Origin of the sequence: Pseudomonas guariconensis, assembly GCF_900102675.1 — a bacterium.
GTDB lineage: Bacteria > Pseudomonadota > Gammaproteobacteria > Pseudomonadales > Pseudomonadaceae > Aquipseudomonas > Aquipseudomonas guariconensis.
The window spans coordinates 575541-599373 of the sequence record NZ_FMYX01000001.1; the positions used below are offsets into that span (position 1 = coordinate 575541).

The following is a 23833-nucleotide window of genomic DNA, read 5'->3' on the forward strand; positions in this document are numbered from 1 at the left end:
TCACCCATTGCGTGTCACGGTCAGGGCCACCGCGGCGATGCGCTCGACCCGTTCGTAGCCCGGTTCCAGCAATTGTTCGCCGAACACGTCCGGATCCACTTCCCGGTATACCCAGCTCCATTGCGGCCCTGCCAGGCGCAGGCGGATGGCTTCGAGCAAGGCATCGCGTCCCTCGACGATGGCCACCCCCGTATAGAGCAGCAAAGTGCCTGCTGGACTGAGGCGCTCACATGCCTGTTCGACGATGCGCAAGGACAACTGCGCGCCTAGCGCCCCGCCACCATGGCGATACACGCGTTCGCTGGCATCGAGCATATAAGGCGGGTTGGCCACGATCAGGTCGAATGTGCCGCTGATACCGTCGAGTAGGTCGCTCGGCTCCACCGAGAGATTGCCCACACCGGCCAGCGCCGCGTTGATGGCGGTGTAGCGCAAGGCCAGCGGGTTGATGTCCACCGCGCTGACCTGCGCATGCTGCGCGGCACGGGCGATGAGCAAGGCGCCGACGCCGGTGCCGCAGCCGATGTCCACGGCATGTTGCACGGGTTTCGGGGTGCGCTGCAGGTGGTCATGAATGACCTGGGCGAAGCGGTAGCTGTCCGGGCCGAAGAACACCGCATCACTGGCGTCGGTGGGAAACGCCGAATGCACCAGCAGCAAGTCGTCCAGGCTCGACCAGCGCACGGTGCTGCGCAGCAGATCACCCTCGCCCGTCAACACTTGGGCCGCCTGCAACTGCTGCAACTCATCGGCCGAGATCAACCCAGGCGCAAATGGCCGGCTCCAACCGAAGACGTCGCGCAGCGTGCGGGCCCGCTCGCTGCCTTCACGGGCGTTGTTGCGGGCATGGGTTGCAGGGGTCACGCAGGTGAAGCGATAACCGTCCGCGCGCAGGCGCCGCCCCAGTTGCAGCAGGGCTTGATCGGCCTGGACCTGTTCCGGGTTCAGTTGCATCAGTAGGGCTCCTCCTGGGCAAGGCCAGTGGCCTGGATGTAGGCGCGGGTGGCGCGCAGCCCCTCGGGCGAGGCGTGGCCATTGCCGGCCATGCGCGCGATCAGGTCTTGCACCGGCGCCTGGTCGAGCGACGCATCATCCGGAGCGAAGTCGAGCTGCCAACTGCCTGGCAGTACGCGACGCACAGCGTTGCCTTCCCAGTGCTGGGCGATCCAGTCGTGCCACAGTTGCTTCTCGTAGGCGCTGAACACGCCGAACATGGCCGCGTCAGGCCCCTCGATCAATTTCCACAAGCGGCTGTTGGCTGGATCTTCGCCGCGGCGCACCCAACCGTGCTGCTCGAACGCTTTGAGCAAGCCCGGCATGGCGCCCGGAGCGCTCAGCCACTGATTGAGGGTGCGCCCCTGCAACCGGCAATGGTCTGAATGCATGCGCTGACCGAACAGGCGCTTGCGCTCCAAGGCAGCGAGCAATTCGCCCTCCAGGTCGAAGCTGGCGATCAGGCTGGGCGTGTCGGTGTCCAGGTCGTTCAGGCGATAGCCACGCCGGACGCGTCGGTAGAACGCCTCACCCTCTTGCCACGGCCAGAGTTGGCGTAGCGCATGGATCGCCTTGCGGGCATGACCGCTGGCGGCATTGTCGATGGTCACATGCAGCTGAAAATAGTGGCCATCGATGCCCAGTTCCGCCAGTTCATGGGTGGTGATCAACAGGTGCAACGGGGGTTGCTCGTAGCCCAGGTTGTAGCCGATCACCTCAGGCAGGAAGGCATCGAAGTGCTGTCCCAAAGCCAATTGCAAAGCGCCCTGCAGATAACGCGCCGAGGGCAAGGGCAACAGCTCCTGACACCCCACACGACTGAGCAGCCGCTGGTAGATCAGCACGTGATTGCAACGCGGGTCGCCCTCGCCGAGTTCTTCGAGGTAGGTACGAATGAGGCCGTGGTAGCGCGGGTCATGCCAATGATGCAGGACACCCTGCAGCCAAGCACCGTCGACAGCCTTGGTTGGCGCAACCTGTTGCAAAAACCACAAAGCCTGGGATCGATTGGCAAAGTATCGGCGCGGCCCCCCTTGACGCCGTGCCTGAAGATACAGCGCATACTGCTCGGCCACGCTGGCGGCACGGCAGGCGGACCAGTGGTCCAGCTGCGCAGGAGAAGCAGGCAGATCATCCGACAGCGCGTCGGCGCGATCGAGTTGGTCTTCCAGCCACTGCTGGCCATCCGTGCATCGCCCCGCCAACAAGGCCTGGTAGCGCCGCTCCAGGCTCTGGCTCGGGGCCGGCATCACCGGGACGGTGGTCTCGCAGGTCATCACCCTCATGCCTTACTCCTCGCGATCAATTGTCTGGATCCTGGGATGGCATCGGTTGCGATTGGGGAGCAGGCTCGGTGGCCGATTTGTCAGGTTGTTGCATTTGCAACGAAGGCTTGCTGGGGTCAGCATCCTTCGCCGGGTGGTCGTCGTCGCGATCGAAACAGCCGCCGAGCAGCGTCAGGCCGCCCAACAGGCAAAGCATTGGAGCTATTCGCATGGCGTGTCCTCCTGGCCAGTTGATCGCAGTGCCAGGCAGGCCCGGCACTGCGTTGCCTTGCTTACGAGCGGCCGCCCTTGCGGCTGGAGTCGCTCGACCGGCCACCGCCGGATTGCTGCCCGCCTTTGCGGCCGGCTTCGGAGGCTTTCTCCCGGTCGTTAGCGAAGTTGCCTGGGTTTTTCGATCCGCCCTGGCTGCCGCTTTTGCTGGTCTCTTTGTTAGCCATGGTCTTTCACCTTTTGTGGCTGAAGGGATGCACGGCGCCGGGCCGTACATAACGTGGGAGTACGGCCACTTAAGGGGATTCGCTTTATTAGGACACTTGCCAGACCGGTGGCATTAAATAAGCGGCGAGCGCTTATTTGGCGCGCCAAGCTTGTTTCTGTGCAGGGGGAAGCCGCTAGAGAGTGCGAAGAGGCGCAATTCACCGATGGAGGATGCGCGTAACGAAAGGCCGCCGGGCTTCGCCGGCGGCCATTGCCGTCAGGCCTGCAGCAACAGGCTCAGATCCAGCCCCGACTCGCCCATCGGCGGGCACCAGTAGTAGCCACCGGTCAGCGGACGGCTGAAGCGGTACAGACCATCGATGATGCCATCCTCCAGTCCGCTCATGCGTCGCAGTTGCACTTCGAAAGCATCCAGCGAATGGCCCAGGGCCACGAAGGCAAGGCCGGCACCACGCTCGTCCGCCCAGGCCACCGAGCGACGCACGACGAACGCTTCGGGGGCGAAGCTTTCCTGGGCGGTGCGCTTGACGTGGGCCGATGCGGGGGCGTCATCCAGCTCTTCGTTGTCGCTCATGCGACGGCCAATGATGTTGTCCTGCTCTTGCTGGGGCAGCGACTTGAAGTGGTTCAGGTCGTGCTTCCACAGCTGGAACGCAGCAAAGCTGGAGCCGGCAAGACCCGGCTGCTCGCTGGCGACGATGGCAGCCTCGACGGCGTCGTCATCCACCGGGTTCTCGGTGCCGTCTTCATAGCCGCTCAGGTCATGGCCACCGCGGTGCAGGAAACCGTCGACGCTATCGACCAGGCGCAGCGCCGGGGCCAACGTCTGCTCCAACGCCTGGGCCTGCAGGAACAGCTCGCCTCGCTCCGCGCCGCGCAACCACAACCACAGGGCGTGCTGGGTGCTGGGGTTCTCGACCACGGCATCCAACTGCGGGAAGGCACGCAGGCCCGGTACGTCGCGGCCCAGCGCCTTGACCAAGGGGGTACCCACACCAAGGATCAAGCTCTGGCCATCGACTTGCGGCAGCAAGGCGTCCAGCACGGCGGGCAGCGCCTCGACCGAGTGCAGGGAGAAGAACAGGTGACGGGCGTGGGCCGGCACGGGTTTGGCGAGCAGACCTTGCTGGAACGGCATAGGGGGCTAATCCTCGGTAAAAACGGGCATGCTAGAGGGGCGGCAGGCAAGCTTCAAGCGGCAAATCGCCTCGGTGATCGCCGTTTGGCCTGCAATCGGGCTGTCGCCAACTTGCGGCTAGACTCCTTTGAACTTGCCAAAGGAATGCCGCCATGACCGCCTCGCCGTTGCTCACCGCTATCCTGCCCATCGCCCTGGGGATCATCATGCTGGGTCTGGGGTTGTCGTTGACCCTGGCCGATTTCACCCGGGTGGTGAAATACCCAAGACCTGTGATCATCGGCCTGGCCTGCCAGATCGTGCTGCTGCCGCTGGTGTGTTTTCTGATCGCCAATGGTTTTGGCCTCGAGTCGGCCCTGGCGGTAGGCCTGATGCTCCTGGCCGCCTCCCCGGGCGGGACCACGGCCAACCTGTTCAGTCATCTGGCCCACGGCGATGTGGCATTGAACATCACCCTCACGGCGGTCAACTCGCTGATCGCCATCCTGACCATGCCGCTGCTGGTGAATCTGTCGCTGGCCTGGTTCATGGCCTCGGACCAGGCCATTCCCCTGCAATTTGCCAAAGTTATGCAAGTGTTCGCCATTGTCCTGCTGCCGGTCGCCTTGGGCATGCTGATCCGCCGCGCCGCGCCCACATTCGCCGCCCGGATGGAAAAACCCATGAAACTGGTGGCGGCGCTGTTTCTGGCCTTCACCATCGCGCTGGCCTTGGCCAAGGACTGGCAGACCGTCGTCCAGTACGCGCCGGTGGTCGGTGGCGCGGCGCTGCTGTTCAACCTGCTGAGCCTCGGCGTGGGCTACTGGGTCCCGCGTCTGCTGAACATTCCACGGCGTCAGGCGATCGCGATCGGCATGGAAATCGGCATCCATAACGGTACCCTGGCCATCGCGCTGGCCTTGAGCCCGTCGCTGCTCAACAACCCGACCATGGCCGTGCCTGCAGCACTCTATAGCCTGATCATGTTCTTCACCGCCGCCGTGTTCGGCTGGTGGGTCAGCCGCACACGGCCGCAAACCGAGGTTGCAGGCAACACCCCGAAGCAAGCGACCGGCGACTGAGACGGCCCTACTTGCTGTGGAGAAACGCCTCTGGAAGCAGCGCATCAGGTAAAAATGCAGAAACCCACTGCAGATTTACCAATTGTGCATGGCATATTCGCATGACAGGATCCTGCGATCCTCCAGCGCAACTTCCAGACTTCACTTGGAAAATCAATAACAAAGCAGGGAGACCGCGATCATGACCGCGCACGCTCATTCCGAGGCCCATGTCCTGGCCGAAATCCGCAATCACATCGGCCATCTGACGCTCAACCGCCCTGCCGGCCTCAACGCCCTCACCCTCGACATGGTGCGCAGCCTGCAGCATCACCTGGACCAATGGGCGGCCGATCCCCAGGTCCATGCCGTGGTGCTGCGCGGCGAAGGGCCCAAGGGCTTCTGCGCCGGCGGCGACATCCGCTCGCTGCACGACAGCTACAAGGCCGGCAGCAGCCTGTATCAAGACTTCTTCGTCGAGGAATATGCCCTCGACCTGAGCATCCACCACTACCGCAAGCCGGTGCTGGTTTTGATGGACGGCTTCACCCTCGGCGGAGGCATGGGCCTGGCCCAAGGCGCCGACATGCGCGTCGTCACCGAGCGCAGCCGCCTGGGCATGCCGGAAGTGGCCATCGGTTATTTCCCCGATGTCGGCGGCAGTTACTTCCTTTCGCGCGTACCCGGCGAGCTGGGCACCTACCTGGGCGTGAGCGGCGCACAGATCCAGGCCGCCGACGCGCTGTACTGTGGCCTGGCCGACTGGTTCCTGGAGAGCGACAAGATCGCCGCCCTGGACGCTGGCCTGGACAAACTGACATTCGGCGACCACCCCCTCAAGGACCTCCAGGGCCTGCTGGCCAAGCTCGGTACCCAGACACTCGACGATGCCCCGCTGGCCCGTTTGCGCCCTGTGATCGACCATTTCTTCGCCCTGCCCGACGTGCCCAGCATGCTCGAGCAACTGCGCACCGTGAGCATCGGCGACAGCCACCAATGGGCCTTGGCCACCGCCGATCAGCTGGAAAGCCGCTCGCCCCTGGCCATGGCCGTTACATTGGAGATGCTGCGTCGCGGCCGCCACCTGAGCCTGGAGGAATGCTTTGCAATGGAGCTGCACCTAGACCGTCAGTGGTTCGAGTACGGCGACATCATCGAGGGCGTGCGCGCCCTGATCATCGACAAGGACAAGCAGCCACGCTGGAACCCGCCGACCCTCACCGGGCTCGATCCCAAGCGGGTGAACCAATTCTTCGAAGGCCTGTGAGCCGGGGAGTACACAGATGCAAGACCTGGAACTGAGCGAAGAGCAGATCATGATCCGCGACATGGCCCGGGATTTTGCCCGTGGCGAAATCGCGCCCAATGCCCAGGCCTGGGAAAAGGCCGCCTGGATCGACGATGCCGTGGTGCGCAAGATGGGCGAGCTGGGCCTGCTCGGCATGGTCGTGCCGGAAGACTTCGGTGGTAGCTATACCGACTACGTGGCCTATGCCCTGGCCGTGGAAGAGATCGCCGCTGGTGACGGCGCCACCGGCGCGATGATGAGCATCCACAACTCGGTTGGCTGTGGCCCGCTGCTGGCCTATGGCACGCCCGAACAGCAACAGGCCTGGCTGCCGCGCCTGGCCAGCGGCGAGGTGATCGGCTGCTTCTGCCTCACCGAGCCCCAGGCCGGTTCCGAAGCCCACAACCTGCGCACCCGCGCGGAGCTGGTCGACGGCCATTGGGTCATCAACGGCGCCAAGCAGTTCGTCAGCAATGCCCGCCGCGCAGGGCTGGCCATCGTCTTTGCCGTGACCGACCCTGAGGCTGGCAAGAAAGGCCTGTCGGCCTTCCTGGTGCCGACCGACAACCCGGGTTTCAAGGTGGACCGCAGCGAGCACAAGATGGGGATCCGCGCCTCCGATACCTGCGCGGTGACCCTCGACAATTGCCGTATCCCCGCCGCCAACATCCTGGGCGAACGGGGCAAGGGCCTGGCCATCGCATTGTCCAATCTCGAGGGCGGACGCATCGGCATCGCAGCGCAGGCGCTAGGTATCGCCCGGGCGGCATTCGAAGCGGCCCTGGTCTATTCGCGCGACCGCATTCAGTTCGGCAAGCCGATCAACGAACACCAGAGCATCGCCAACCTGCTGGCGGACATGCAGGTGCAGATCAACGCTACGCGCCTGTTGATCCTGCATGCCGCACGCCTGCGCAGTGCCGGCAAGCCGTGTCTGTCCGAAGCCTCCCAGGCCAAGCTGTTCGCCTCGGAAATGGCCGAGCGCGTGTGCTCCATGGCCATCCAGGTGCATGGCGGCTACGGCTATCTGGAGGACTATCCGGTTGAGCGTTACTACCGTGATGCGCGGATCACGCAGATCTACGAGGGGTCGAGCGAGATCCAGAGAATGCTGATTGCGCGGGAACTCAAGCATTACGCCCTTTGAGTTTCATCGAGGGATGCGGCCCATCGCAGGCTTCGCCAGCTCCGCTTGCTGACCGAGCCTTGGATGGGCTGCAAAAATGATCGGAGCCATAGCATTTAGTCATTGAACATCCTGTTTGAGGTGCAGTAAGCTCGGGCTCATTCATTGGAGAGCAACATGACCCACAGCACCCGCAACCACGCCAACCACACCGGTCGCACCGCGCGCCCAGTGCTGGCCGTTGCTGGCTGCCAGGCCGTTGCCAGCTTTTATTTTGGGTATTGGTTTAGCCACTAGGCGCCGCTGATACCCACACGGCGCCCACCTTCGAGGGGCCGCCGAACACGAGAATACTCAAACCCCCGGTCGGCCCCCCGACCGGGGGTTTTGCGTTTCAGGCTTCTAGAAAACACCGATTCACATTGAGGAAACAGACATGAACACCATCGCTTATTACTACGCCGACACCTACGCCTGGCGATTTAGCCAATCCCGTTCGGGCCAGCCTGCCGCCTCCGTTCGGTCGTCCACTGGTGGCAATGCTGCACGCAGTCATAAACCGAATATCTGTCGAACACCTCGATAGGGCCGACCACGCGGGCCTGAATCCGCCGTCCGCCCAGGGAAAAACGCCATGCAATCGTCGAACCTCGCCCTGCCCCTGACCCAACCCCAGGCTGCCAACACCGCCGTCAGCCAACGTCTGCCCTCACCGCACCTGCTCAAGCAGCAAATGCCGCTGAGCACTGCCCTGACCCAGCAAGTCCAGCAACATCGCCAAGCCGTGCGCGCCATCCTCGACGGCCTCGACCCGCGCCTGCTGGTGATCGTCGGCCCATGCTCGATCCATGATCCACGTTCGGCCCTGGAATACGCCGACCGCCTGGCCGCCCTGAGCCGCGAAGTCGATGACAAACTGCTGCTGGTGATGCGCGCCTACGTCGAAAAACCCCGTACCACGGTCGGCTGGAAAGGCCTGGCCTACGATCCGCACCTGGACGGCAGCGATGACATGCATGGCGGCCTCGCGCTGTCTCGCGGGCTGATGCTGAACATGATCGAGCGCGGCCTGCCGATCGCCACCGAGTTGCTGCAACCGATGGCCGCCGGCTACTTCGACGACCTGCTCAGCTGGGCCGCCATCGGCGCGCGTACCACCGAATCGCAGATCCACCGCGAAATGGTCAGCGGCCTGGCACTGCCCGTGGGCTTCAAGAATGGCACCGACGGGGGCGTCGGCATCGCCTGCGACGCCATGCGCAGCGCCGCCCACCCGCACCGCCATTTCGGCATGGATGCCCAAGGCTACCCGGCGATCATCGAAACCTTGGGCAACCCTGACACCCACCTGGTGCTGCGCGGCGGCCACCAGGGCCCGAACTACGATGCCTCGAGCATTGCCCAGGCACGCCAGGGCCTGTCCAAGGCCGGCCTGACCGGGCGTGTCCTGGTCGATTGCAGCCACGCCAACAGCGGCAAGGACCCGGCCCGCCAGCCCGCGGTATTCGAGGAGGTGCTGGAGCAGCGCCTGCAAGGTGACCGGGCGATCATCGGCATGATGCTCGAAGGCCACCTGTTCGATGGCTGCCAGACGCTGGGCAAGGGCCCGCTCAAGTACGGCGTGTCGATCACCGATGGCTGCCTGGGCTGGGACGCCACCGAGGCGCTGCTGCGCCGGGCGGCCGAGCGTTTGTGACCGGTACACCAAGCCTGGCGAGACATTTGCCGAACAAGTGCGCTAGGCTTGTTTTTTTCACCCAAGGAGTAGTACCCCATGGCCCGTGCCACCGCCCGCCACATCCTGGTCAGCAGCCTCGAGAAGTGCAACGAACTCAAAGCACAGATCGAAGCTGGTGCCGACTTCGCCGAAGTCGCCAAGGCCAACTCCACTTGCCCATCCAGCCGCCAAGGCGGCGACCTGGGCTCCTTCGGCCCAGGCCAGATGGTCAAGGAATTCGACACCGTCGTCTTCAGCGCCCCGGTCAACACCGTGCAAGGCCCGGTCAAGACCCAGTTCGGCTACCACCTGCTCGAAGTGACCAGCCGTCAGGACTGAGCCTGCGGTCCCGGTGATGTCCTCTGTGGGCGCGGGCTTGCCCGCGAACGTCGTCCCGTCGGCAACCGGGTTGCCAGCACGGACGCCTTCGCGGGCAAGCCTGCTCCCACAGTGCATGTGGGGTCTGCTCTTGCTGTGCACGGCCCTCGCAGCCCACGCCGCCCCCACCCACGCGCTCACCGCCTACGGTGAGGCCCCGCGTTATCCCGAATCCTTCCGCCACTTCGACTACGTCAACCCCGATGCCCCCAAGGGTGGCAGCCTGCGGCGTTCAGCCCTGGAGATCGGGCAGTTCGACCATGTCCTGCCGTACATCGATAAAGGCATCGGTGTCAGCGAAGTCGATGGCTGGCTGTATGCGCCTCTGGCGCAGCGCTCATTCGATGAGCCCTACACCGTCTATGGTTTGATTGCTCGGCGCATGGAGCGTGGTCCAGAGGACGCCTGGCTGCGCGTTGAGATCGACCCGCGCGCGACGTTCGCCGATGGCAAGCCGGTGCGCGCCGAGGACGTGCGCTTTACCTTCGACCTGCTGATGAACAAAGGCAGCCTGCGCTATCGCACCCAGTTCGCCGAGGTCACCCAGGTCACGATCGAGGGTCCGCGGCAGGTGCGTTTCGATTTCAAACAACCCCATGGCCGCACCTTGGCCCTGGACCTCGCCACCCTGCCGGTGCTGCCCGAGCACGACTGGCAGCACCGCGATTTCGCCAACGGCGCCGGCTTCGACAGACCCGTCGGCAGCGGGCCCTACCGCATCGGCCGGATCGACAATGGCCGCAGCATCACGTTCGAGCGCGACCCCACCTGGTGGGCCGCCAGCCTGCCGGCCAGTCGAGGCCGCTACAATTTCCAAAGCATCCGCATCGAGTATTTCGGCGACACAGAAGTCGCCCGCCAGGTGTTGCGCGGCGGCGGGTTCGACTACAACCGCGAGTTCTCCGCCACGGCCTTCACCTTGGGCTACAAGGGTGACGCGCTGGACGATGGGCGCCTGCAACGCGCCCACCTCGGCCCGTCCAAGCCTCAGACGGCCCAGGGCTTCGTGTTCAACCTGAAGCAGCCGATGTTCCAGGATCGGCGCGTGCGCCAGGCACTGGCCATGCTCTGGGACTTCGAATGGAGCAACCGGCAGATGATGCGCAACCTGTACATCCGTCAGCAAAGCGTGTTCTCCAATACCCCGCTGGCCGCCCGCGCCTTGCCCGACGCCCAGGAACTGAAACTGCTCGAACCGTTGCGCGGCCAAATCCCCGATGAAGTCTTCAGCCAGGTCTATAGCGCGCCGGTGACCGACGGTTCGGGCATCATCCGCCCCCAACAGCTGCAGGCCCTGGCCCTGCTCGAGGCCGCCGGCTGGCGCCCCGACGGTGATCGGTTGGTGAACGCCAACGGTGAGCCGCTGAGCTTCACCTTTCTCAATGGCCAGTCGGGGCTCGAACGCCTGCTGCTGCCCTGGAAACGCAACCTGGCGCAGATCGGCATCACCCTGAACATCCGCAATGTCGACTCCGCCCAGTACGTCAACCGCCTGATGGCCCGCGACTACGACATGATCGTCACCGGCTATCCGGTCACGCTCTCCCCGGGTAGCGAGTTGTACAACTACTTCGGCTCGGCCTCGGCCGAAGACCCCGGGTCGAACAATTTCATGGTGCTGCGCGACCCGGCCGTCGATACCCTGCTCGACGGCCTCGTGCGGGCCGACACCCAGCCCGACATGCTGCGCCACGCCCATGCTCTGGACCGGGTGCTGCAATGGAACTACTACTGGATTCCCAACTACTACCCACCGGGCAGTTCGACCGTCTGGTGGAACCGCTTCGGCCTGCCCAAGGTCCAGCCGGCCTACGATGAAGGCCTGGATACTTGGTGGGAGATCAGCCCGACGCCGCTGACCAACGCACAGATGGCCGAGCGCCAGAAGGCCAGCCCATGACAGCCTATATCCTGCGTCGCCTGTTGCTGATCATCCCGACTTTGCTGGCGATCCTGCTGGTCAACTTCGTGATCGTCCAGGCCGCCCCCGGCGGGCCGGTGGAACAGGCCGTGGCGCGTCTGCAAGGTATCGGTGGCGGCACGCCGGGGGCGCGGGTCGAGACTGTGCATGGCGAGTCCCGCGCAAGCCGCGGCCTGGACCCCAAACTCATCGAAGAGATCAAGCGCCAGTATGGCTTCGACAAGTCGGCCCCCGAACGCCTGTGGCTGATGCTGGGCCAATACGCTCGACTGGACTTCGGCCAAAGCTTCTTCCGCGGCGCCAAGGTCACCGACCTGATTCTCGACAAACTGCCAGTGACGGTCTCGCTCGGCCTGTGGGCCACCTTGATCACTTACCTGGTGTCGATACCGCTGGGTATCCGCAAGGCCGTGCGCCACGGTAGCCGCTTCGATGCCTGGAGCAGCGCGCTGATCGTCATCGGTTATGCCCTGCCCTCGTTCCTGTTCGCCTTGCTGTTGATCGTGCTGTTCGCCGGGGGCACCTCGCTGAACTGGTTCCCGGTGCGCGGGCTGGTCTCGGAGAACTTCGACCAGCTCAGCCTGCTGGGCAAGGTCGCCGACTATTTCTGGCACTTGGTGCTGCCGGTCGGGGCGTTGGTGATCGGCGGCTTCGCCACCCTCACTTTGCTGACCAAGAATGCCTTTCTCGACGAGATCTCCCGCCAGTACGTGATCACCGCGCGGGCCAAGGGCCTGAGCGAGCGCCGGGTGCTGTACGGGCATGTACTGCGCAACGCCATGCTGCTGGTGCTGGCCGGGCTGCCCCAGGCGTTGATCACGGTGTTCTTCGCCGGCTCCTTGCTGATCGAGGTGATCTTCTCCCTCGATGGCCTGGGCCGACTGAGCTATGAGGCCGCGGTCTCGCGGGATTATCCGGTGGTGTTCGGCACCCTGTTCATCTTCACCCTGGCAGGGCTGTTGATTCGCTTGATCGGTGACCTGAGCTATACCGTGCTCGACCCGCGCATCGATTTCGATGCAAGGGGCCGCTGATGTTTTCGCCCGTCGCGCTTCGTCGTTGGCGCTGTTTCCGGCGCAATCGCCTGGGTTGGTGCTCGCTGTGGCTGTTCGCCGCTATCCTGGTGCTCAGCCTGGGCGCGGAACTGGTGGCCAACGACAAACCGCTGCTGCTCGTCTACAAAGGCGAGCTGTACACGCCGGCACTCAAGCGTTACACCGAGCAACAGTTCGGTGGCCAGTTGCCGTTCCAGCCCGATTACCGCAGCGCTTACGTACGCCAGTTGATCGCAGGACAGGGCGGCTGGATGCTGTTCGCGCCGATCCCTTTCAGTGCCGACACGCCCAACTACGACCTGCAGGTGCCTACCCCAAGCCCGCCCAGCACCAGCAACTGGCTCGGCACCGACGATCAAGGGCGCGATGTGCTCGCCAGGGTGCTGTACGGCACACGGGTATCGCTGTTGTTCGCCTTCGCCTTGACCGTGCTCAGCGTACTGATCGGCATTGCCGCTGGGGCCGTGCAGGGGTACTACGGTGGCTGGGTGGATTTGTTGGGCCAGCGTTTGCTGGAGGTCTGGTCGGGTTTGCCGGTGCTGTACCTGTTGATCATCCTCAGTGGCTTTGTCGAGCCGGACTTCTGGTGGCTCCTGGGGATCATGGCGCTGTTTTCCTGGCTGACCTTGGTGGATGTGGTACGCGCCGAATTCCTGCGCGGGCGCAACCTGGAGTACGTCAAGGCCGCGCGTGCCCTGGGGCTGTCGGACGGGCAAGTGATGCTCAGGCATATTCTGCCCAACGCGATGACGGCCACGCTCACCTACGTGCCGTTCATGCTCACCGGGGCTATCACCACCCTCACCGCCCTGGATTTTCTTGGCTTCGGCATGCCGGCGGGCAGCGCTTCGCTGGGGGAGCTGGTGACCCAGGGCAAGCAGCATCTGGAGGCGCCATGGCTGGGCTTTACCGCATTCTTTGCCCTGGCGTTGATCTTGTCGTTGCTGGTGTTCATTGGCGATGCGCTGCGTGAGGCGTTCGATCCACGGGCCTAGCGGTCGATGGGTCTTCGCCAGTCTGGCCGACAGTCGTCATAATCACCGCCACTGCATTTCAAAGGCCCAGCCCATGCAAGAAAGCGACAGCCTCAAGGACTATCCCCAGGTTCGGCAACTGGCGATCCGCTCGCTGTTCGAGATCATCGAGCAGTCCAGCGAAGGCACGGTGATCGTCGATCGCCAGGCACGGATCGTCTGGATGAATGAGCGCTACGCCCGGCGTTTCGGCCTGCCCGATGCGGCCAGCGCCATTGGCCAGCCCTGCGAGGCGGTGATCCCGGGCAGCCTGATGCGCGATGTGGTAAGCAATGGCCGGCCGATCCTGCTGGACATGCTCGACACACCCAACGAGCCGCTGGTGGTGATGCGCCTGCCCATCCATGACGATCGCGACGAGCTGATCGGCGCCATCGGCTTTGCCCTGTTCGATGAACTGCGCAGCCTCTCCCCGCTGCTCAAGCGCTACGCGAGCATGCAGCAGGAACTGGCCTCGACCCGCTCGCAACTGCGCGCACGCCAGGCCAAGTACAGCTTCGCCCAGTTCGTCGGCACCAGCGCCGCGAGCCTGGAGGCCAAGCGCAGGGCGCGCCGTGGTGCAGGCAGCGATTCCCCGGTATTGCTACTGGGCGAAACCGGCACCGGCAAGGAGCTGCTGGCCCATGCCATCCATGCTGCCTCGGCCCGGGCGCACAAGGCGTTCGTCAGCGTCAACAGCGCGGCCATTCCCGAAACGCTGCTGGAGGCCGAATTCTTCGGCACCGCTCCTGGCGCCTTCACCGGGGCCGACCGCAAGGGGCGCAGCGGCAAGCTGCAATTGGCCGAGGGCGGTACGCTGTTTCTCGACGAGATCGGCGATATGCCATTGGCCCTGCAAAGCAAGCTGCTGCGGGTATTGCAGGAGAAGGAATACGAACCGGTCGGCTCAAACCAGATGCTGCGCAGCGACGTACGCATCATTGCCGCCACCTCCATCGATCTGCAGGCGGCCATGGCCAGCGGCGCGTTTCGCGCCGACCTGTACTACCGGCTCAACGTGCTGCCCATCGAGGTACCGCCCCTGCGCGAACGCCTGGGCGATCTGCCGGCGCTTTGCGAGGCAATCCTGGCCGAGCTTGGCACTCAGTACGAGCTCGAGCCCGACGCCCAGGCATTGCTGGCACGCCACGCCTGGCCTGGCAATATCCGTGAACTGCGCAATGTGCTGGAGCGTGCGACGCTGCTGGCGGATCAGCCGCGCCTGGGGGTGGACGATGTGCGCTCGGCGCTGGGGCCGTTGAGCCCCGTCGCGCCGGCGGGTGCAGTACCTCAGGGGTATCGGGAGGCGTGCGAGGCATTCGAGCGCAAATTGATCGCCGATGCCCTGGCCAGTTGCGCCGGGAATGTACCGCAGGCCGCGAAGGCGCTGGGGTTGGGGCGGTCTACGCTGTACAAGAAGATGATCGCCTTGGGGGTTCAGTCTCTGTAAAGAGACCTAGGTCTCTAGCTAGAGACATTGTTGTAAGACCGTTTTTGCGGTCCATTGCAGGCCTCGCCAGCGCCTGCAGAGAGAGACGAAGCGCCACCTGTTGTGGGCGTTGGCAACGCCTGCGACAGGCTGTGCAGCAGCTCCAACCGTCTCGATTGTGAGACAACTGCAGGCAATAATTCGATAAAACCCTTACAAATCAATACGTTACAAATCTGGCACGAATCCCGCTATCTCCTCGGTCAACCATAAAAACAACGACTTGGAGACACCCTCGATGACTGTGCTCATCGCCCTCGCTGCCCTGGCCCTGTTGATGTTGGCTGCCTATCGCGGCTACAGCGTCATTCTCTTCGCCCCCATTGCCGCCCTCGGCGCTGTCCTGCTCACCGACCCTGCGGCTGTGGCCCCGACCTTCACGGGCGTGTTCATGGAAAAAATGGTCGGCTTCATCAAGTTGTACTTCCCGGTGTTCTTGCTCGGTGCTGTGTTCGGCAAGCTGATCGAACTCTCCGGCTTCTCGCGCTCGATCGTCGCCGCCGCCATTGGCTTGCTGGGCACACGCCAGGCCATGCTGGTGATCGTTCTGGTGTGCGCGCTGCTCACCTACGGCGGCGTATCGTTGTTCGTGGTGGTGTTCGCGGTGTACCCGTTCGCGGCCGAGATGTTCCGCCAGAGCAACATTCCCAAACGCCTGATCCCGGCGACCATCGCCTTGGGCGCGTTCTCTTTCACCATGGACGCCCTGCCCGGCACCCCGCAGATCCAGAACATCATCCCCAGCACCTTTTTCAACACCACGGCCTGGGCCGCGCCCTGGCTGGGGCTGATCGGCACACTGTTCGTGTTCAGCGTCGGCATGCTTTACCTGCGCCGCCAGCGCAACAAGGCACAGCGCGCCGGCGAAGGCTATGGCAATGACCTGCGCAACGAACCGGAAACCGCCGACGACCTGGCCCTGCCCAACCCTTGGCTGGCGTTGTCGCCTTTGGTGATGGTGGGCGTGATGAACCTAGTGTTCACCCACTGGATTCCTCACTGGTATGGCGCCACGCATACGTTGCAGCTGCCAGGCATGAGTGCGCCGGTGCAAAGCGATGTGGCCAAGCTCACCGCGATCTGGGCAGTGCAGGCGGCCTTGCTGGTGGGCATCCTGATGGTGCTGATATGCGCCTTCGGCGCCATCCGCCAACGCTTGGCCGAGGGCACCAAGAGCGCCGTCAGCGGTGCGCTGTTGGCGGCCATGAATACCGCCTCGGAGTATGGCTTCGGCGCGGTGATCGCCTCGCTACCGGGCTTTCTGGTATTGGCCGATGCCCTGCGCGCCATCCCAAATCCCCTGGTCAATGAGGCTGTGACCGTCACCTTGCTCGCCGGCATCACCGGCTCCGCCTCCGGAGGCATGAGCATCGCCCTGGCGGCCATGAGCGAAAGTTTCATCGCCGCAGCCCACGCCGCGAACATCCCGCTGGAGGTCCTGCACCGTGTGGCCGCCATGGCCAGCGGCGGCATGGATACCTTGCCGCACAACGGCGCGGTGATCACCTTGCTGGCGGTCACCGGGCTGACCCACCGCGAGGCCTACAAGGACATTTTCGGTATTACCCTGATCAAGACCCTGGCGGTTTTCGTGGTCATCGCCACCTTCTACGCCACCGGCATCGTCTAAGGAGATCTGCATGACGCTCAAAGGCAAGACAGCACTGGTCACCGGCTCCACCAGCGGCATTGGCCTGGGTATCGCCCAGGTGCTGGCCGGCGCAGGGGCGAATATCCTGCTCAATGGCTTCGGCGACCCGGCCCCGGCACTCGCCGAAATCGCCCGCCACGGGGTCAAGGTGATCCACCACCCCGCGGACCTGTCTGACGTGGCCCAGATCGAGGCGCTGTTCGCCCTGGCCGAGCGCGAGTTCGGCGGCGTGGACATCCTGGTCAACAACGCGGGCATCCAGCACGTGGCGCCGGTGGAGCAGTTCCCTGTGCAGACCTGGGACAAGATCATCGCGCTGAACCTTTCGGCTGTCTTCCACGGCATCCGGCTTGCCTTGCCGGGCATGCGGGCACGTGGCTGGGGGCGGATCGTCAACATCGCCTCGGTGCACGGCCTGGTGGGGTCCACCGGCAAGGCCGCCTACGTGGCTGCCAAGCACGCAGTGGTTGGCCTGACCAAAGTCGTAGGCCTGGAAACGGCCACCAGCAACGTCACGTGCAACGCCATCTGCCCCGGCTGGGTACTGACCCCTCTGGTGCAGAAACAGATCGACGACCGCGCCGCAGCCGGTGTCGACCCTCAGCAAGCGCAGCACGATCTTTTGGCCGAAAAGCAGCCTTCCGTGGCCTTTGTAACGCCCCAGCACTTGGGAGAGCTGGTATTGTTCCTGTGCAGCGAGGCCGGTAGCCAGGTCCGTGGCGCCGCCTGGAACGTCGATGGCGGTTGGCTGGCCCAGTGAGGGGCAGCCGGGATCTGGCGCGGTCTTGCATTCGTTTTCAATTGCAAGGAGGCCCTATGCGCCCATTCCCACTGACCGCGATTCTTTCCCTGACCTTGGCCGCCGCCGCGCCTGTGATGGCCGCCGGGCTCAAAGACGTCGCGCCCTACCCTGAGGCGGAAAAAGGCTTCACCCGGCAGGTCATCCACCTGCCGGCCCAAACCGACGAGTCGGCCTACCAACTGGAAATCCTCGCCGGCAAGACCCTCACCGTCGATTGCAACCGCCAGCGTCTGGCCGGCAGCCTCGAGGAACACAACCTCGAAGGCTGGGGCTACAGCTACTACCGCCTGGAAAAAGTCGGTGGCCCCGCCAGCACACTGATGGCCTGCCCGGACGGCAAGAAGACCGAGGCCTTCGTGCCGGTGGTCGGTGAAGGCTTCATGCTGCGTTACAACAGCAAGCTGCCGGTCGTGCTGTACGTGCCCAAGGACATCGAAGTGCGTTATCGCATCTGGTCGGCATCGCCGGACGTACAAAAGGCTAAAGTGGAGTAAAAGCCAAAGCCATTTGGCTGCGCATCGGCACTTTAGGCGCAGCCCCTGCAGGAGCGGATTCGCCCGCTCCTACAGGCTCTGGATTCCATCGAAAGTGGGAGGTTTCGGCATGAACGATGTGCTCTGGCGCCCCTCCACGGCGCAGATCCAGGCCAGCCGGATGGACGTCTTCCGCCGCCAAGTTAACCTGCGCTACAACCTCCAGCTCAATGACTACGCCGCGCTGCACCGCTGGAGCATCGAGCAACGCCCGGCTTTCTGGCAGACCCTTTCCGACTATTTCCACGTCCAGTGGCACACCCCGCCCGCCCAGGCCCTCAGCGAAGGTCCACAGATGCCGGATGCGCACTGGTTCCCCGGTGCCACCTTGAACTACGCCGAACACCTGCTGATGCGGCGCGATGACCGCCCCGCCGTGGTCGCCGTACGCGAGGACGGCCAGCGCCAGGTGCTGAGCCACGCACAATTGGCGGCCCATGTGGCCGGCATGCAGAAAGCCCTGCAGGCCCTGGGCATCCAGGCCGGCGACCGAATCGCTTCGGTGATGCCCAACACCTGGGAAACCTTGGTCGCCATGCTCGCCTGCACCAGCCTCGGCGCGATCTGGTCCAGTTCGTCACCGGAGTTCGGCCTTCACGGCATCATCGACCGCTTCGGTCAGATCGCCCCAAAGCTTCTGATCGCCTGCGCCGGCTACCAGTACGCCGGCAAGACCATCGACCAAGTCGAAAAGATCAACCAGGTCACCGCCCAACTGCCCCAGCTCGAACACTTGTTGGTAGTGCCCTACACCCGCTCACACACCCACTGCGAAGAATTCACTGCCCCGCGCGTCAGCCTGTGGGGCGACTTCTACCAACCCGGTGGTGAACCGCGCTTTACCGCCCTGCCGTTCGACCACCCGCTGTACATCCTCTACTCCAGCGGCACCACCGGCGTGCCCAAGTGCATCGTCCACCGCGCCGGCGGCGTACTGCTGCAACACCTGAAGGAGCACGGCCTGCACAACGACATCAAGGCCGACGACGTCTTGTTCTACTACACCACTTGCGGGTGGATGATGTGGAACTGGCTAGCCAGCGGCCTGGCGGTCGGCGCCACCCTGGTGCTGTACGATGGCTCGCCCTTCCACCCAGGCCCACAGCGTCTGCTCGACCTGATCGACGCCGAACGCATCCACGCTTTCGGCACCAGCGCCAAATACCTGGCCGCCCTGGAGCAGGAAGGCCTCGAGCCTGCCAAAAGCCATCGCCTGAACAGCCTGCGCCTGATCATGTCCACCGGCTCACCGCTCTCGCCCCACAGCTACGACTACGTTTACCGCAAGATCAAACCCGACCTGTGCCTGGCTTCGATGTCTGGCGGCACCGACATCGTCTCGTGCTTCGTGCTCGGCAACCCCGTGCTGCCGGTACGCCGTGGCGAGATCCAGTGCAAAGGCCTGGGCATGGCTGTGGAGGTGTGGAACGAGCACGGCCAGCCCGTGATCGGCGAGAAAGGCGAGCTGGTCTGCACCCGCAACTTCCCGTCCATGCCAGTGGGCTTCTGGGGTGACAACGACGGCAGCCGCTACCACGATGCCTACTTTAGTCAGTACCCCGGCGTCTGGGCCCAGGGCGATTACGCCGAGCAGAACGCTGAGGGCGGCATGATCATCCATGGCCGTTCGGACGCGGTGCTCAACCCCGGCGGTGTGCGCATCGGCACGGCGGAAATCTACCGCCAGGTGGAAAAGGTCGAGGAAGTGGTCGAAAGCGTCGCCATCGGCCAGGACTGGCACAACGACGTGCGCGTAGTCCTGTTCGTGCGCCTGCGCGAGGGGCTGCAACTGGACGATGCCCTACGCCAGCACATTCGCCAGGTGATCCGTCAATACACCACGCCCCGTCATGTTCCGGCCGTGATCGTTCAGGTCACCGACATCCCGCGCACCATCAGCGGCAAGCTGGTGGAGCTGGCGATCCGCAACGTGGTCCATGGCCTGCCGGTGAAGAACACCGACGCCCTGGCCAACCCCGAAGCCCTGGCGCAATTCCGAGACCGCGCAGAGCTGCGCGATCAGGCATAATGGCGCCCTTTTTTGCCCGAAGCACAGGTGTCCCATGAAAGCCCAAGCCCGCCACATCCTGGTCAAGACCGCTGCCGAAGCCGAACAGCTCAAGCAACGGATCGCCAAGGGCGAAGCCTTCGATGTGCTGGCCAAGAAATTCTCCACCTGCCCCTCGGGCAAACGCGGGGGCGACCTGGGCGAAGTCCGCCCAGGCCAGTTGGTAGGCGCCATCGACCAGGTGATCTTCAAGAAGGCCCTGCGCGTGGTGCATGGGCCGATCAAGACCAAGTTTGGGTATCACCTGGTGCAGACGTTCTATCGCGATTGACCTCAGCGCCGCGCCGCCAAAAGCCCCAACCCCGCACACCCCAACAACGACGCACTGACCCGGTTGAACACCCGGCGCGGCCCTGGGCGCTCGAACCAGCGCTGCATGTACGCCCCAAGGCCCGCATAGATCGCGATGGCCGCCCATTCCAGCAGCAGGAACATAACGCCCAGCCAGAGGAATTGCTCGGCGACCGGCATGGCACTGCCCACCGAGACGAACTGCGGCAGGAATGCGGTGAAGATCAGGATGGCTTTCGGGTTGCCCGCTGCCACCCAGAACTCCTGACGGGCCAGGCGCCAGGTACCCCGTGGATGGTCACTCGCCACGACCGCCTCACCCACCGGCGCCCGCCACAGCTGCCAGGCGATGTAGAACAGGTACGCTGCGCCCAGCACCTTGATGATCAGGAACAGGTATTCGCTGGTGTGCAACACCACCGCCAAGCCCATGGCAGCCAGGGCGATCATGCCGCTGAAGGCGAGCAACCGGCCGATGCCGGCCATGCAGGCGGTGCGCAGGCCATAGCGGCTGGCGTTGTGCAGCGACAACAGGTTGTTGGGGCCAGGCGCCATGTTCAGGGCGAAACAGGCGGGGATGAACAGCAGCAAGCTCGACAGGTCCATTTTTCTTCTCCTTCGGGACCTCGGCAGCCTCGCGCCGGGTGTGCATTGCGTCAAGTACAGTGGCGCAGTGAATGGCCGGAACAGTGGCCAGCAGTTTAGACTGCGTGCTCCGGCACTCGGCGAAGCAGGCCCTGCATGACCCTATGGAACAGCGAAATCTGGCGCGACCCGGCCCTGCCCTTCGTGGAAAGCCGGCGCGCCTGCCATAGCCGCGCCTGCTACAAGGCCCATAGCCATCCGACGTTCTCCATCGGTGCGGTAGATGCCGGCCTCAGCTGGTTCACCGGCGCGGGCGACGGCCAGGCGCGCCTGACGCCCGGCACCTTGGTACTGGTCCCGGCGCAGCGGGTGCATGCCTGCAACCCCGAGTCAGGCCAGGCCTGGAGCTATCAGATGGTGCATGTGGATGCGCAGTGGCTGGGACGCCTGCGACTGGAGTCAGGCGTTAGCGCTGCCGAGCCTGGAGCGCCTGCGCGAATCACGCGTTCGGCTGAAGTGTATCGGCAGTTCTGCCAGCTCAATGCATTGTTGTTTTCCGACGCGGCACCCTCGCAGAAGGAAGCCGCGTTGGTGGCCTTCATCGGTGACCACGACTTTGCAGCGCATGCGACGCTGGATGCTGCCCCGCCCCCTGCCTTGAGCGCCCCAGCCCTGCGCGAGCTGATTGCCATGCTGCAGACGTGCGAGCTGGCCGAAATCAGCCTGGAGCATCTGGCCGGGCACGCCGGGTTGGGGCGATACCAGTTGATCCGGGCGTTCCGCGCCGCGACGGGGCTCACACCACACGCCTACCTGCTTAATGAGCGGGTCAACCGGGCGCGGGGGTTGCTCGGCCAAGGCCAGGACCTTGCGCAGGTGGCTTATCGCCTGGGCTTTGCCGACCAGAGCCACTTCCAGCGGGTGTTCAAGGCGCACGCGGGCATGACCCCCGGGCAGTATCGACATGGCGTCGGGGCACGCGGGTAAACCTACCCACCCGCTCCGCGCGCTGGAGCACACGCCGTGCAATTATCTTCAATACCGCCCAAGGCTTGGGACGACAGACTGCGGCTTTCCTTGCCACAGAAGCCTACCCATGGAGCAATTTCTCGTCGTCGCCGCAGCCCATTTCCTGGCCCTGCTCTCCCCTGGTCCCGATTTCTTCCTCGTCGCTCGCGCCTCGGCCACCGCCGGCTGGCGCACCGCGAGCGGTGCTTGCCTGGGGATCGCCCTGGCCAACGGCGTATTCATCGCCATAGCCTTTACCGGCGTCTCCATTCTGCAGGAGGGCAGCGCGCCGTTCATCGCGTTGCAACTGGCCGGCTGTGCCTACTTGCTGTTTATCGGCGGGCTGTTCCTACGCCATGCCGGGCGCAGCGACCTGCAATCGGCCGAGGTCGGTATTGGTCACGGCTGGGTACAGAACCTGGGAATGGGCTTCACCTCGGGCATCCTCAACCCGAAGAACGCTCTGTTCTATGCAAGCCTGGCAAGCATGCTCGCAGCCAGCAGCGCGGGCTGGAAGCTCGTCTATGGTGTGTGGATGTTCACAATCGTGCTGGGCTGGGACCTGCTGGTGGCGGTGGCCATCGGCAATCGCCGGGTGCTGCGGCGCTTCGCCCAAGTCTTGCCGTGGCTGGAGCGTGCTTCCGGTGTGCTGTTGATTCTGCTGGCCAGCGCGGTGCTCATGCGCCTGGCCTGGGGTTGATCACGCTCAGCGTCCTGAGGTCCACCACACTGAAAAAGCCGCTGGCCCAGCCGCCGGTGTCCAGGTGCCAGACGTTGCCCAACTGCTTGACCCGCAGCACTGGGGTATGGCCGACCAGCAAGGCGCGCAAGCCACCGACCGGCTCGGTGTCGCCCTCACGCAGGCGTCGACGCGACCATTGGCAGACTTCTCGGACTTCAGGATCGTCCATAGCCTCTAGAAAAGCCTTGAGCGTCGACCATTCGGGAAATGGGCTATCGGCATGCAAGAGGCCGATCAGCCCAAGCGACGTCTGCACCTCGATCGCCAATGGCATCTGCGCGAAGCCTTCGACGTAGCGTTGTTGTTCGGCACGAGGAAGGTCGAGAAACCAGCCCCCGCCTGCAGAGCGGTACATCTCCAGATCGACTCTGCCACCGCGCAGGTGGGCGATGGCGAGCGCCTCATGGTTGCCCTGTACCGCGTGGAACCAGGGTTGCGCCAACCAGTCCAGCGCCTGCTCGCTGGCCGGCCCCCGGTCCACCAGATCGCCCACGCTGAACAGCCGATCCACCTCAGGATCGAATCCCACCTCGTCCAGGCATCGCTGCAACCGCTCGAAATGACCATGGATGTCGCCCACGGCCAGATCGCGGCCACGGTTATTGGCACTCACCCGCCGAAAACGGCTCATTGCTTCCACCCTCTGCTGCTGTCCCAGCGGCAGGCGTAAAATGGAGGGGCGATCCGTCCGTGCCCGTGGAGGTGCATCATGCGTACCACCCTCTCCTATGTCTTGATGCTGCTGGCCTCCAACAGCATGGCACAAGGCGCACCAACCGCGCAGGTGGACGTGCATTTCGATCATCCCGAGCAGTTCCGCGATGCCAGCCTCGATAGCCATGGCTACGAACGGGGCGCTGATGCGTACGTCATCAAGACCCTCAGCGAGCATCTGCACAAGCTCGGCCAGCGCTATCTGCAACCTGGGCAGCAACTGCGCATCGATGTGCGCGACATCGACCTGGCCGGGCGCTTCGAGCCGTGGCACAGCCGGGCCTACGATGTGCGCTTCATGCGCGAGATCACCTGGCCCAGCATCGACCTGAGCTACACCCTCGTCCAGCCCGGGCAACCGGAAAAACACGCCCAGGAGCGCGTCAGCGACAAGATGTACCTCAGCCGCCCCGGCCGCCAGGCCAGCAGCAGCGATCGCCTGTATGCGGAAAAAGCCATGCTCACCGACTGGTTCCGTCAGCGCTTCGCCCCGCACCCGGCCTCCTGAATCACTTCAGCGCGGGGTGGCCTGGGCGGGCTGGCCGATAGTATTCTCA

Annotated in this window: 23 protein-coding genes and 1 pseudogene; 17 read left to right on the forward strand and 7 right to left on the reverse strand. The window is 64.2% G+C overall.

Going from position 1 to position 23833, the window contains the following annotated elements; all coding sequences use genetic code 11:
- The 5 genes and pseudogenes from BLS27_RS02530 to BLS27_RS02550 all read right to left on the reverse strand — a co-directional run bounded on the left by BLS27_RS02530 (position 1) and on the right by BLS27_RS02550 (position 3855).
- On the reverse strand, positions 1-954 hold the full coding sequence (locus tag BLS27_RS02530) for a methyltransferase (protein WP_043214506.1): 954 nt from the start codon (positions 952-954) through the stop codon (positions 1-3).
- Positions 954-2279 carry an iron-containing redox enzyme family protein gene (locus BLS27_RS02535; RefSeq protein WP_090342913.1) on the reverse strand — a complete coding sequence of 442 codons (1326 nt, stop codon included), beginning with the start codon at positions 2277-2279 and terminating at the stop codon, positions 954-956. The genes BLS27_RS02530 and BLS27_RS02535 overlap by 1 nt, the downstream gene beginning before the upstream one ends.
- A gap of 16 nt (positions 2280-2295) precedes the next feature.
- Positions 2296-2490 (reverse strand): hypothetical protein, encoded by a 195-nt coding sequence (locus BLS27_RS23940; RefSeq protein ID WP_043214511.1) that lies wholly within the window; start codon positions 2488-2490, stop codon positions 2296-2298.
- 61 nt (positions 2491-2551) lie between these two features.
- Positions 2552-2671: pseudogene (locus tag BLS27_RS02545) on the reverse strand (KGG domain-containing protein); the annotation flags it as partial.
- Between the two features lie 302 nt (positions 2672-2973).
- Complete coding sequence (locus tag BLS27_RS02550) at positions 2974-3855, reverse strand: Dyp-type peroxidase (protein ID WP_090342917.1); 882 nt, start codon at positions 3853-3855, stop codon at positions 2974-2976.
- 152 nt (positions 3856-4007) lie between these two features.
- Between BLS27_RS02550 and BLS27_RS02555 the strand changes: the two genes are divergently transcribed.
- The 14 genes from BLS27_RS02555 to BLS27_RS02620 all read left to right on the forward strand — a co-directional run bounded on the left by BLS27_RS02555 (position 4008) and on the right by BLS27_RS02620 (position 20207).
- Positions 4008-4916, forward strand: coding sequence for a bile acid:sodium symporter family protein (locus BLS27_RS02555; RefSeq protein WP_090342920.1), 909 nt, complete (start codon positions 4008-4010; stop codon positions 4914-4916).
- Between the two features lie 181 nt (positions 4917-5097).
- Entirely contained in the window at positions 5098-6162 is a 1065-nt protein-coding gene (locus BLS27_RS02560; RefSeq protein WP_090342922.1) for an enoyl-CoA hydratase/isomerase family protein, read from the forward strand.
- A 16-nt stretch (positions 6163-6178) separates the two neighbouring features.
- A complete protein-coding gene (locus BLS27_RS02565) occupies positions 6179-7330 on the forward strand; it encodes an acyl-CoA dehydrogenase family protein (RefSeq protein ID WP_043214520.1) in 1152 nt (383 codons plus the stop codon).
- A gap of 613 nt (positions 7331-7943) precedes the next feature.
- A complete protein-coding gene (locus BLS27_RS02570) occupies positions 7944-9005 on the forward strand; it encodes a 3-deoxy-7-phosphoheptulonate synthase (RefSeq protein WP_043214521.1) in 1062 nt (353 codons plus the stop codon).
- 78 nt (positions 9006-9083) lie between these two features.
- On the forward strand, positions 9084-9365 hold the full coding sequence (locus BLS27_RS02575) for a peptidylprolyl isomerase (RefSeq protein ID WP_043214523.1): 282 nt from the start codon (positions 9084-9086) through the stop codon (positions 9363-9365).
- A gap of 16 nt (positions 9366-9381) precedes the next feature.
- Positions 9382-11304, forward strand: coding sequence for an extracellular solute-binding protein (locus BLS27_RS02580; RefSeq protein ID WP_090342925.1), 1923 nt, complete (start codon positions 9382-9384; stop codon positions 11302-11304).
- Positions 11301-12359 (forward strand): microcin C ABC transporter permease YejB, encoded by a 1059-nt coding sequence (locus BLS27_RS02585; protein WP_090342928.1) that lies wholly within the window; start codon positions 11301-11303, stop codon positions 12357-12359. The genes BLS27_RS02580 and BLS27_RS02585 overlap by 4 nt, the downstream gene beginning before the upstream one ends.
- Complete coding sequence (locus BLS27_RS02590) at positions 12359-13375, forward strand: ABC transporter permease (protein ID WP_043214529.1); 1017 nt, start codon at positions 12359-12361, stop codon at positions 13373-13375. Before BLS27_RS02585 ends, BLS27_RS02590 begins: the two co-directional genes overlap by 1 nt.
- A 73-nt stretch (positions 13376-13448) precedes the next feature.
- Positions 13449-14843 carry a sigma-54 interaction domain-containing protein gene (locus tag BLS27_RS02595; RefSeq protein ID WP_043214532.1) on the forward strand — a complete coding sequence of 465 codons (1395 nt, stop codon included), beginning with the start codon at positions 13449-13451 and terminating at the stop codon, positions 14841-14843.
- A gap of 277 nt (positions 14844-15120) precedes the next feature.
- Positions 15121-16512: a GntP family permease gene (locus BLS27_RS02600; protein WP_090342930.1), complete on the forward strand. Its 1392-nt coding sequence runs from the start codon at positions 15121-15123 to the stop codon at positions 16510-16512.
- Between the two features lie 10 nt (positions 16513-16522).
- Positions 16523-17293 carry a 3-hydroxybutyrate dehydrogenase gene (hbdH, locus tag BLS27_RS02605; RefSeq protein ID WP_090342933.1) on the forward strand — a complete coding sequence of 257 codons (771 nt, stop codon included), beginning with the start codon at positions 16523-16525 and terminating at the stop codon, positions 17291-17293.
- Positions 17294-17349: 56 nt separating this feature from the next.
- On the forward strand, positions 17350-17829 hold the full coding sequence (gene eco / locus BLS27_RS02610) for a serine protease inhibitor ecotin (RefSeq protein ID WP_043211906.1): 480 nt from the start codon (positions 17350-17352) through the stop codon (positions 17827-17829).
- A gap of 109 nt (positions 17830-17938) precedes the next feature.
- Positions 17939-19897 carry an acetoacetate--CoA ligase gene (locus BLS27_RS02615; RefSeq protein ID WP_090342936.1) on the forward strand — a complete coding sequence of 653 codons (1959 nt, stop codon included), beginning with the start codon at positions 17939-17941 and terminating at the stop codon, positions 19895-19897.
- Between the two features lie 34 nt (positions 19898-19931).
- On the forward strand, positions 19932-20207 hold the full coding sequence (locus BLS27_RS02620; protein ID WP_043211902.1) for a peptidylprolyl isomerase: 276 nt from the start codon (positions 19932-19934) through the stop codon (positions 20205-20207).
- A 2-nt stretch (positions 20208-20209) separates the two neighbouring features.
- Here the strand turns inward: BLS27_RS02620 and BLS27_RS02625 are convergent, their stop codons facing one another.
- Positions 20210-20833, reverse strand: coding sequence for a LysE family translocator (locus BLS27_RS02625; protein WP_043211899.1), 624 nt, complete (start codon positions 20831-20833; stop codon positions 20210-20212).
- 135 nt (positions 20834-20968) lie between these two features.
- Between BLS27_RS02625 and BLS27_RS02630 the strand changes: the two genes are divergently transcribed.
- Positions 20969-21799, forward strand: a complete 831-nt coding sequence (locus tag BLS27_RS02630) for an AraC family transcriptional regulator (protein WP_090342938.1) — start codon at positions 20969-20971, stop codon at positions 21797-21799.
- Positions 21800-21908: 109 nt separating this feature from the next.
- Complete coding sequence (locus BLS27_RS02635) at positions 21909-22520, forward strand: LysE family translocator (protein WP_090342941.1); 612 nt, start codon at positions 21909-21911, stop codon at positions 22518-22520.
- On the opposite strand, the gene BLS27_RS02640 is transcribed toward BLS27_RS02635, so the two are convergent.
- Positions 22498-23193: a metallophosphoesterase gene (locus BLS27_RS02640; protein WP_043211895.1), complete on the reverse strand. Its 696-nt coding sequence runs from the start codon at positions 23191-23193 to the stop codon at positions 22498-22500. The two genes, BLS27_RS02635 and BLS27_RS02640, sit on opposite strands and share 23 nt — an antisense overlap.
- Before the next feature lie 78 nt (positions 23194-23271).
- Here BLS27_RS02640 and BLS27_RS02645 point away from each other — a divergent pair, with 78 nt between their 5' ends.
- The gene (locus tag BLS27_RS02645) at positions 23272-23784 is read left to right on the forward strand and encodes a DUF3016 domain-containing protein (protein ID WP_090342943.1); all 513 of its coding nucleotides are present in this window, start codon (positions 23272-23274) and stop codon (positions 23782-23784) included.
- Positions 23785-23833: the final 49 nt, after the last annotated feature.

What these genes read in the sequence shown, in the direction of transcription:
- BLS27_RS02570 (WP_043214521.1), top strand. Translation starts at nt 7,944, where the DNA reads ATGCAATCGTCGAACCTCGCCCTGCCCCTGACCCAACCCCAGGCTGCC.
- BLS27_RS02565 (WP_043214520.1), top strand. Translation starts at nt 6,179, where the DNA reads ATGCAAGACCTGGAACTGAGCGAAGAGCAGATCATGATCCGCGACATG.
- BLS27_RS02590 (WP_043214529.1), top strand. Translation starts at nt 12,359, where the DNA reads ATGTTTTCGCCCGTCGCGCTTCGTCGTTGGCGCTGTTTCCGGCGCAAT.
- eco (WP_043211906.1), top strand. Translation starts at nt 17,350, where the DNA reads ATGCGCCCATTCCCACTGACCGCGATTCTTTCCCTGACCTTGGCCGCC.
- BLS27_RS23940 (WP_043214511.1), bottom strand. Translation starts at nt 2,490, where the DNA reads ATGCGAATAGCTCCAATGCTTTGCCTGTTGGGCGGCCTGACGCTGCTC.
- BLS27_RS02625 (WP_043211899.1), bottom strand. Translation starts at nt 20,833, where the DNA reads ATGGACCTGTCGAGCTTGCTGCTGTTCATCCCCGCCTGTTTCGCCCTG.
- BLS27_RS02645 (WP_090342943.1), top strand. Translation starts at nt 23,272, where the DNA reads ATGCGTACCACCCTCTCCTATGTCTTGATGCTGCTGGCCTCCAACAGC.
- BLS27_RS02575 (WP_043214523.1), top strand. Translation starts at nt 9,084, where the DNA reads ATGGCCCGTGCCACCGCCCGCCACATCCTGGTCAGCAGCCTCGAGAAG.
- BLS27_RS02640 (WP_043211895.1), bottom strand. Translation starts at nt 23,193, where the DNA reads ATGAGCCGTTTTCGGCGGGTGAGTGCCAATAACCGTGGCCGCGATCTG.
- BLS27_RS02630 (WP_090342938.1), top strand. Translation starts at nt 20,969, where the DNA reads ATGACCCTATGGAACAGCGAAATCTGGCGCGACCCGGCCCTGCCCTTC.
- BLS27_RS02600 (WP_090342930.1), top strand. Translation starts at nt 15,121, where the DNA reads ATGACTGTGCTCATCGCCCTCGCTGCCCTGGCCCTGTTGATGTTGGCT.
- BLS27_RS02580 (WP_090342925.1), top strand. Translation starts at nt 9,382, where the DNA reads ATGTCCTCTGTGGGCGCGGGCTTGCCCGCGAACGTCGTCCCGTCGGCA.
- BLS27_RS02530 (WP_043214506.1), bottom strand. Translation starts at nt 954, where the DNA reads ATGCAACTGAACCCGGAACAGGTCCAGGCCGATCAAGCCCTGCTGCAA.
- BLS27_RS02615 (WP_090342936.1), top strand. Translation starts at nt 17,939, where the DNA reads ATGAACGATGTGCTCTGGCGCCCCTCCACGGCGCAGATCCAGGCCAGC.
- BLS27_RS02550 (WP_090342917.1), bottom strand. Translation starts at nt 3,855, where the DNA reads ATGCCGTTCCAGCAAGGTCTGCTCGCCAAACCCGTGCCGGCCCACGCC.
- BLS27_RS02595 (WP_043214532.1), top strand. Translation starts at nt 13,449, where the DNA reads ATGCAAGAAAGCGACAGCCTCAAGGACTATCCCCAGGTTCGGCAACTG.
- BLS27_RS02535 (WP_090342913.1), bottom strand. Translation starts at nt 2,279, where the DNA reads ATGAGGGTGATGACCTGCGAGACCACCGTCCCGGTGATGCCGGCCCCG.
- hbdH (WP_090342933.1), top strand. Translation starts at nt 16,523, where the DNA reads ATGACGCTCAAAGGCAAGACAGCACTGGTCACCGGCTCCACCAGCGGC.
- BLS27_RS02560 (WP_090342922.1), top strand. Translation starts at nt 5,098, where the DNA reads ATGACCGCGCACGCTCATTCCGAGGCCCATGTCCTGGCCGAAATCCGC.
- BLS27_RS02635 (WP_090342941.1), top strand. Translation starts at nt 21,909, where the DNA reads ATGGAGCAATTTCTCGTCGTCGCCGCAGCCCATTTCCTGGCCCTGCTC.
- BLS27_RS02585 (WP_090342928.1), top strand. Translation starts at nt 11,301, where the DNA reads ATGACAGCCTATATCCTGCGTCGCCTGTTGCTGATCATCCCGACTTTG.
- BLS27_RS02620 (WP_043211902.1), top strand. Translation starts at nt 19,932, where the DNA reads ATGAAAGCCCAAGCCCGCCACATCCTGGTCAAGACCGCTGCCGAAGCC.
- BLS27_RS02555 (WP_090342920.1), top strand. Translation starts at nt 4,008, where the DNA reads ATGACCGCCTCGCCGTTGCTCACCGCTATCCTGCCCATCGCCCTGGGG.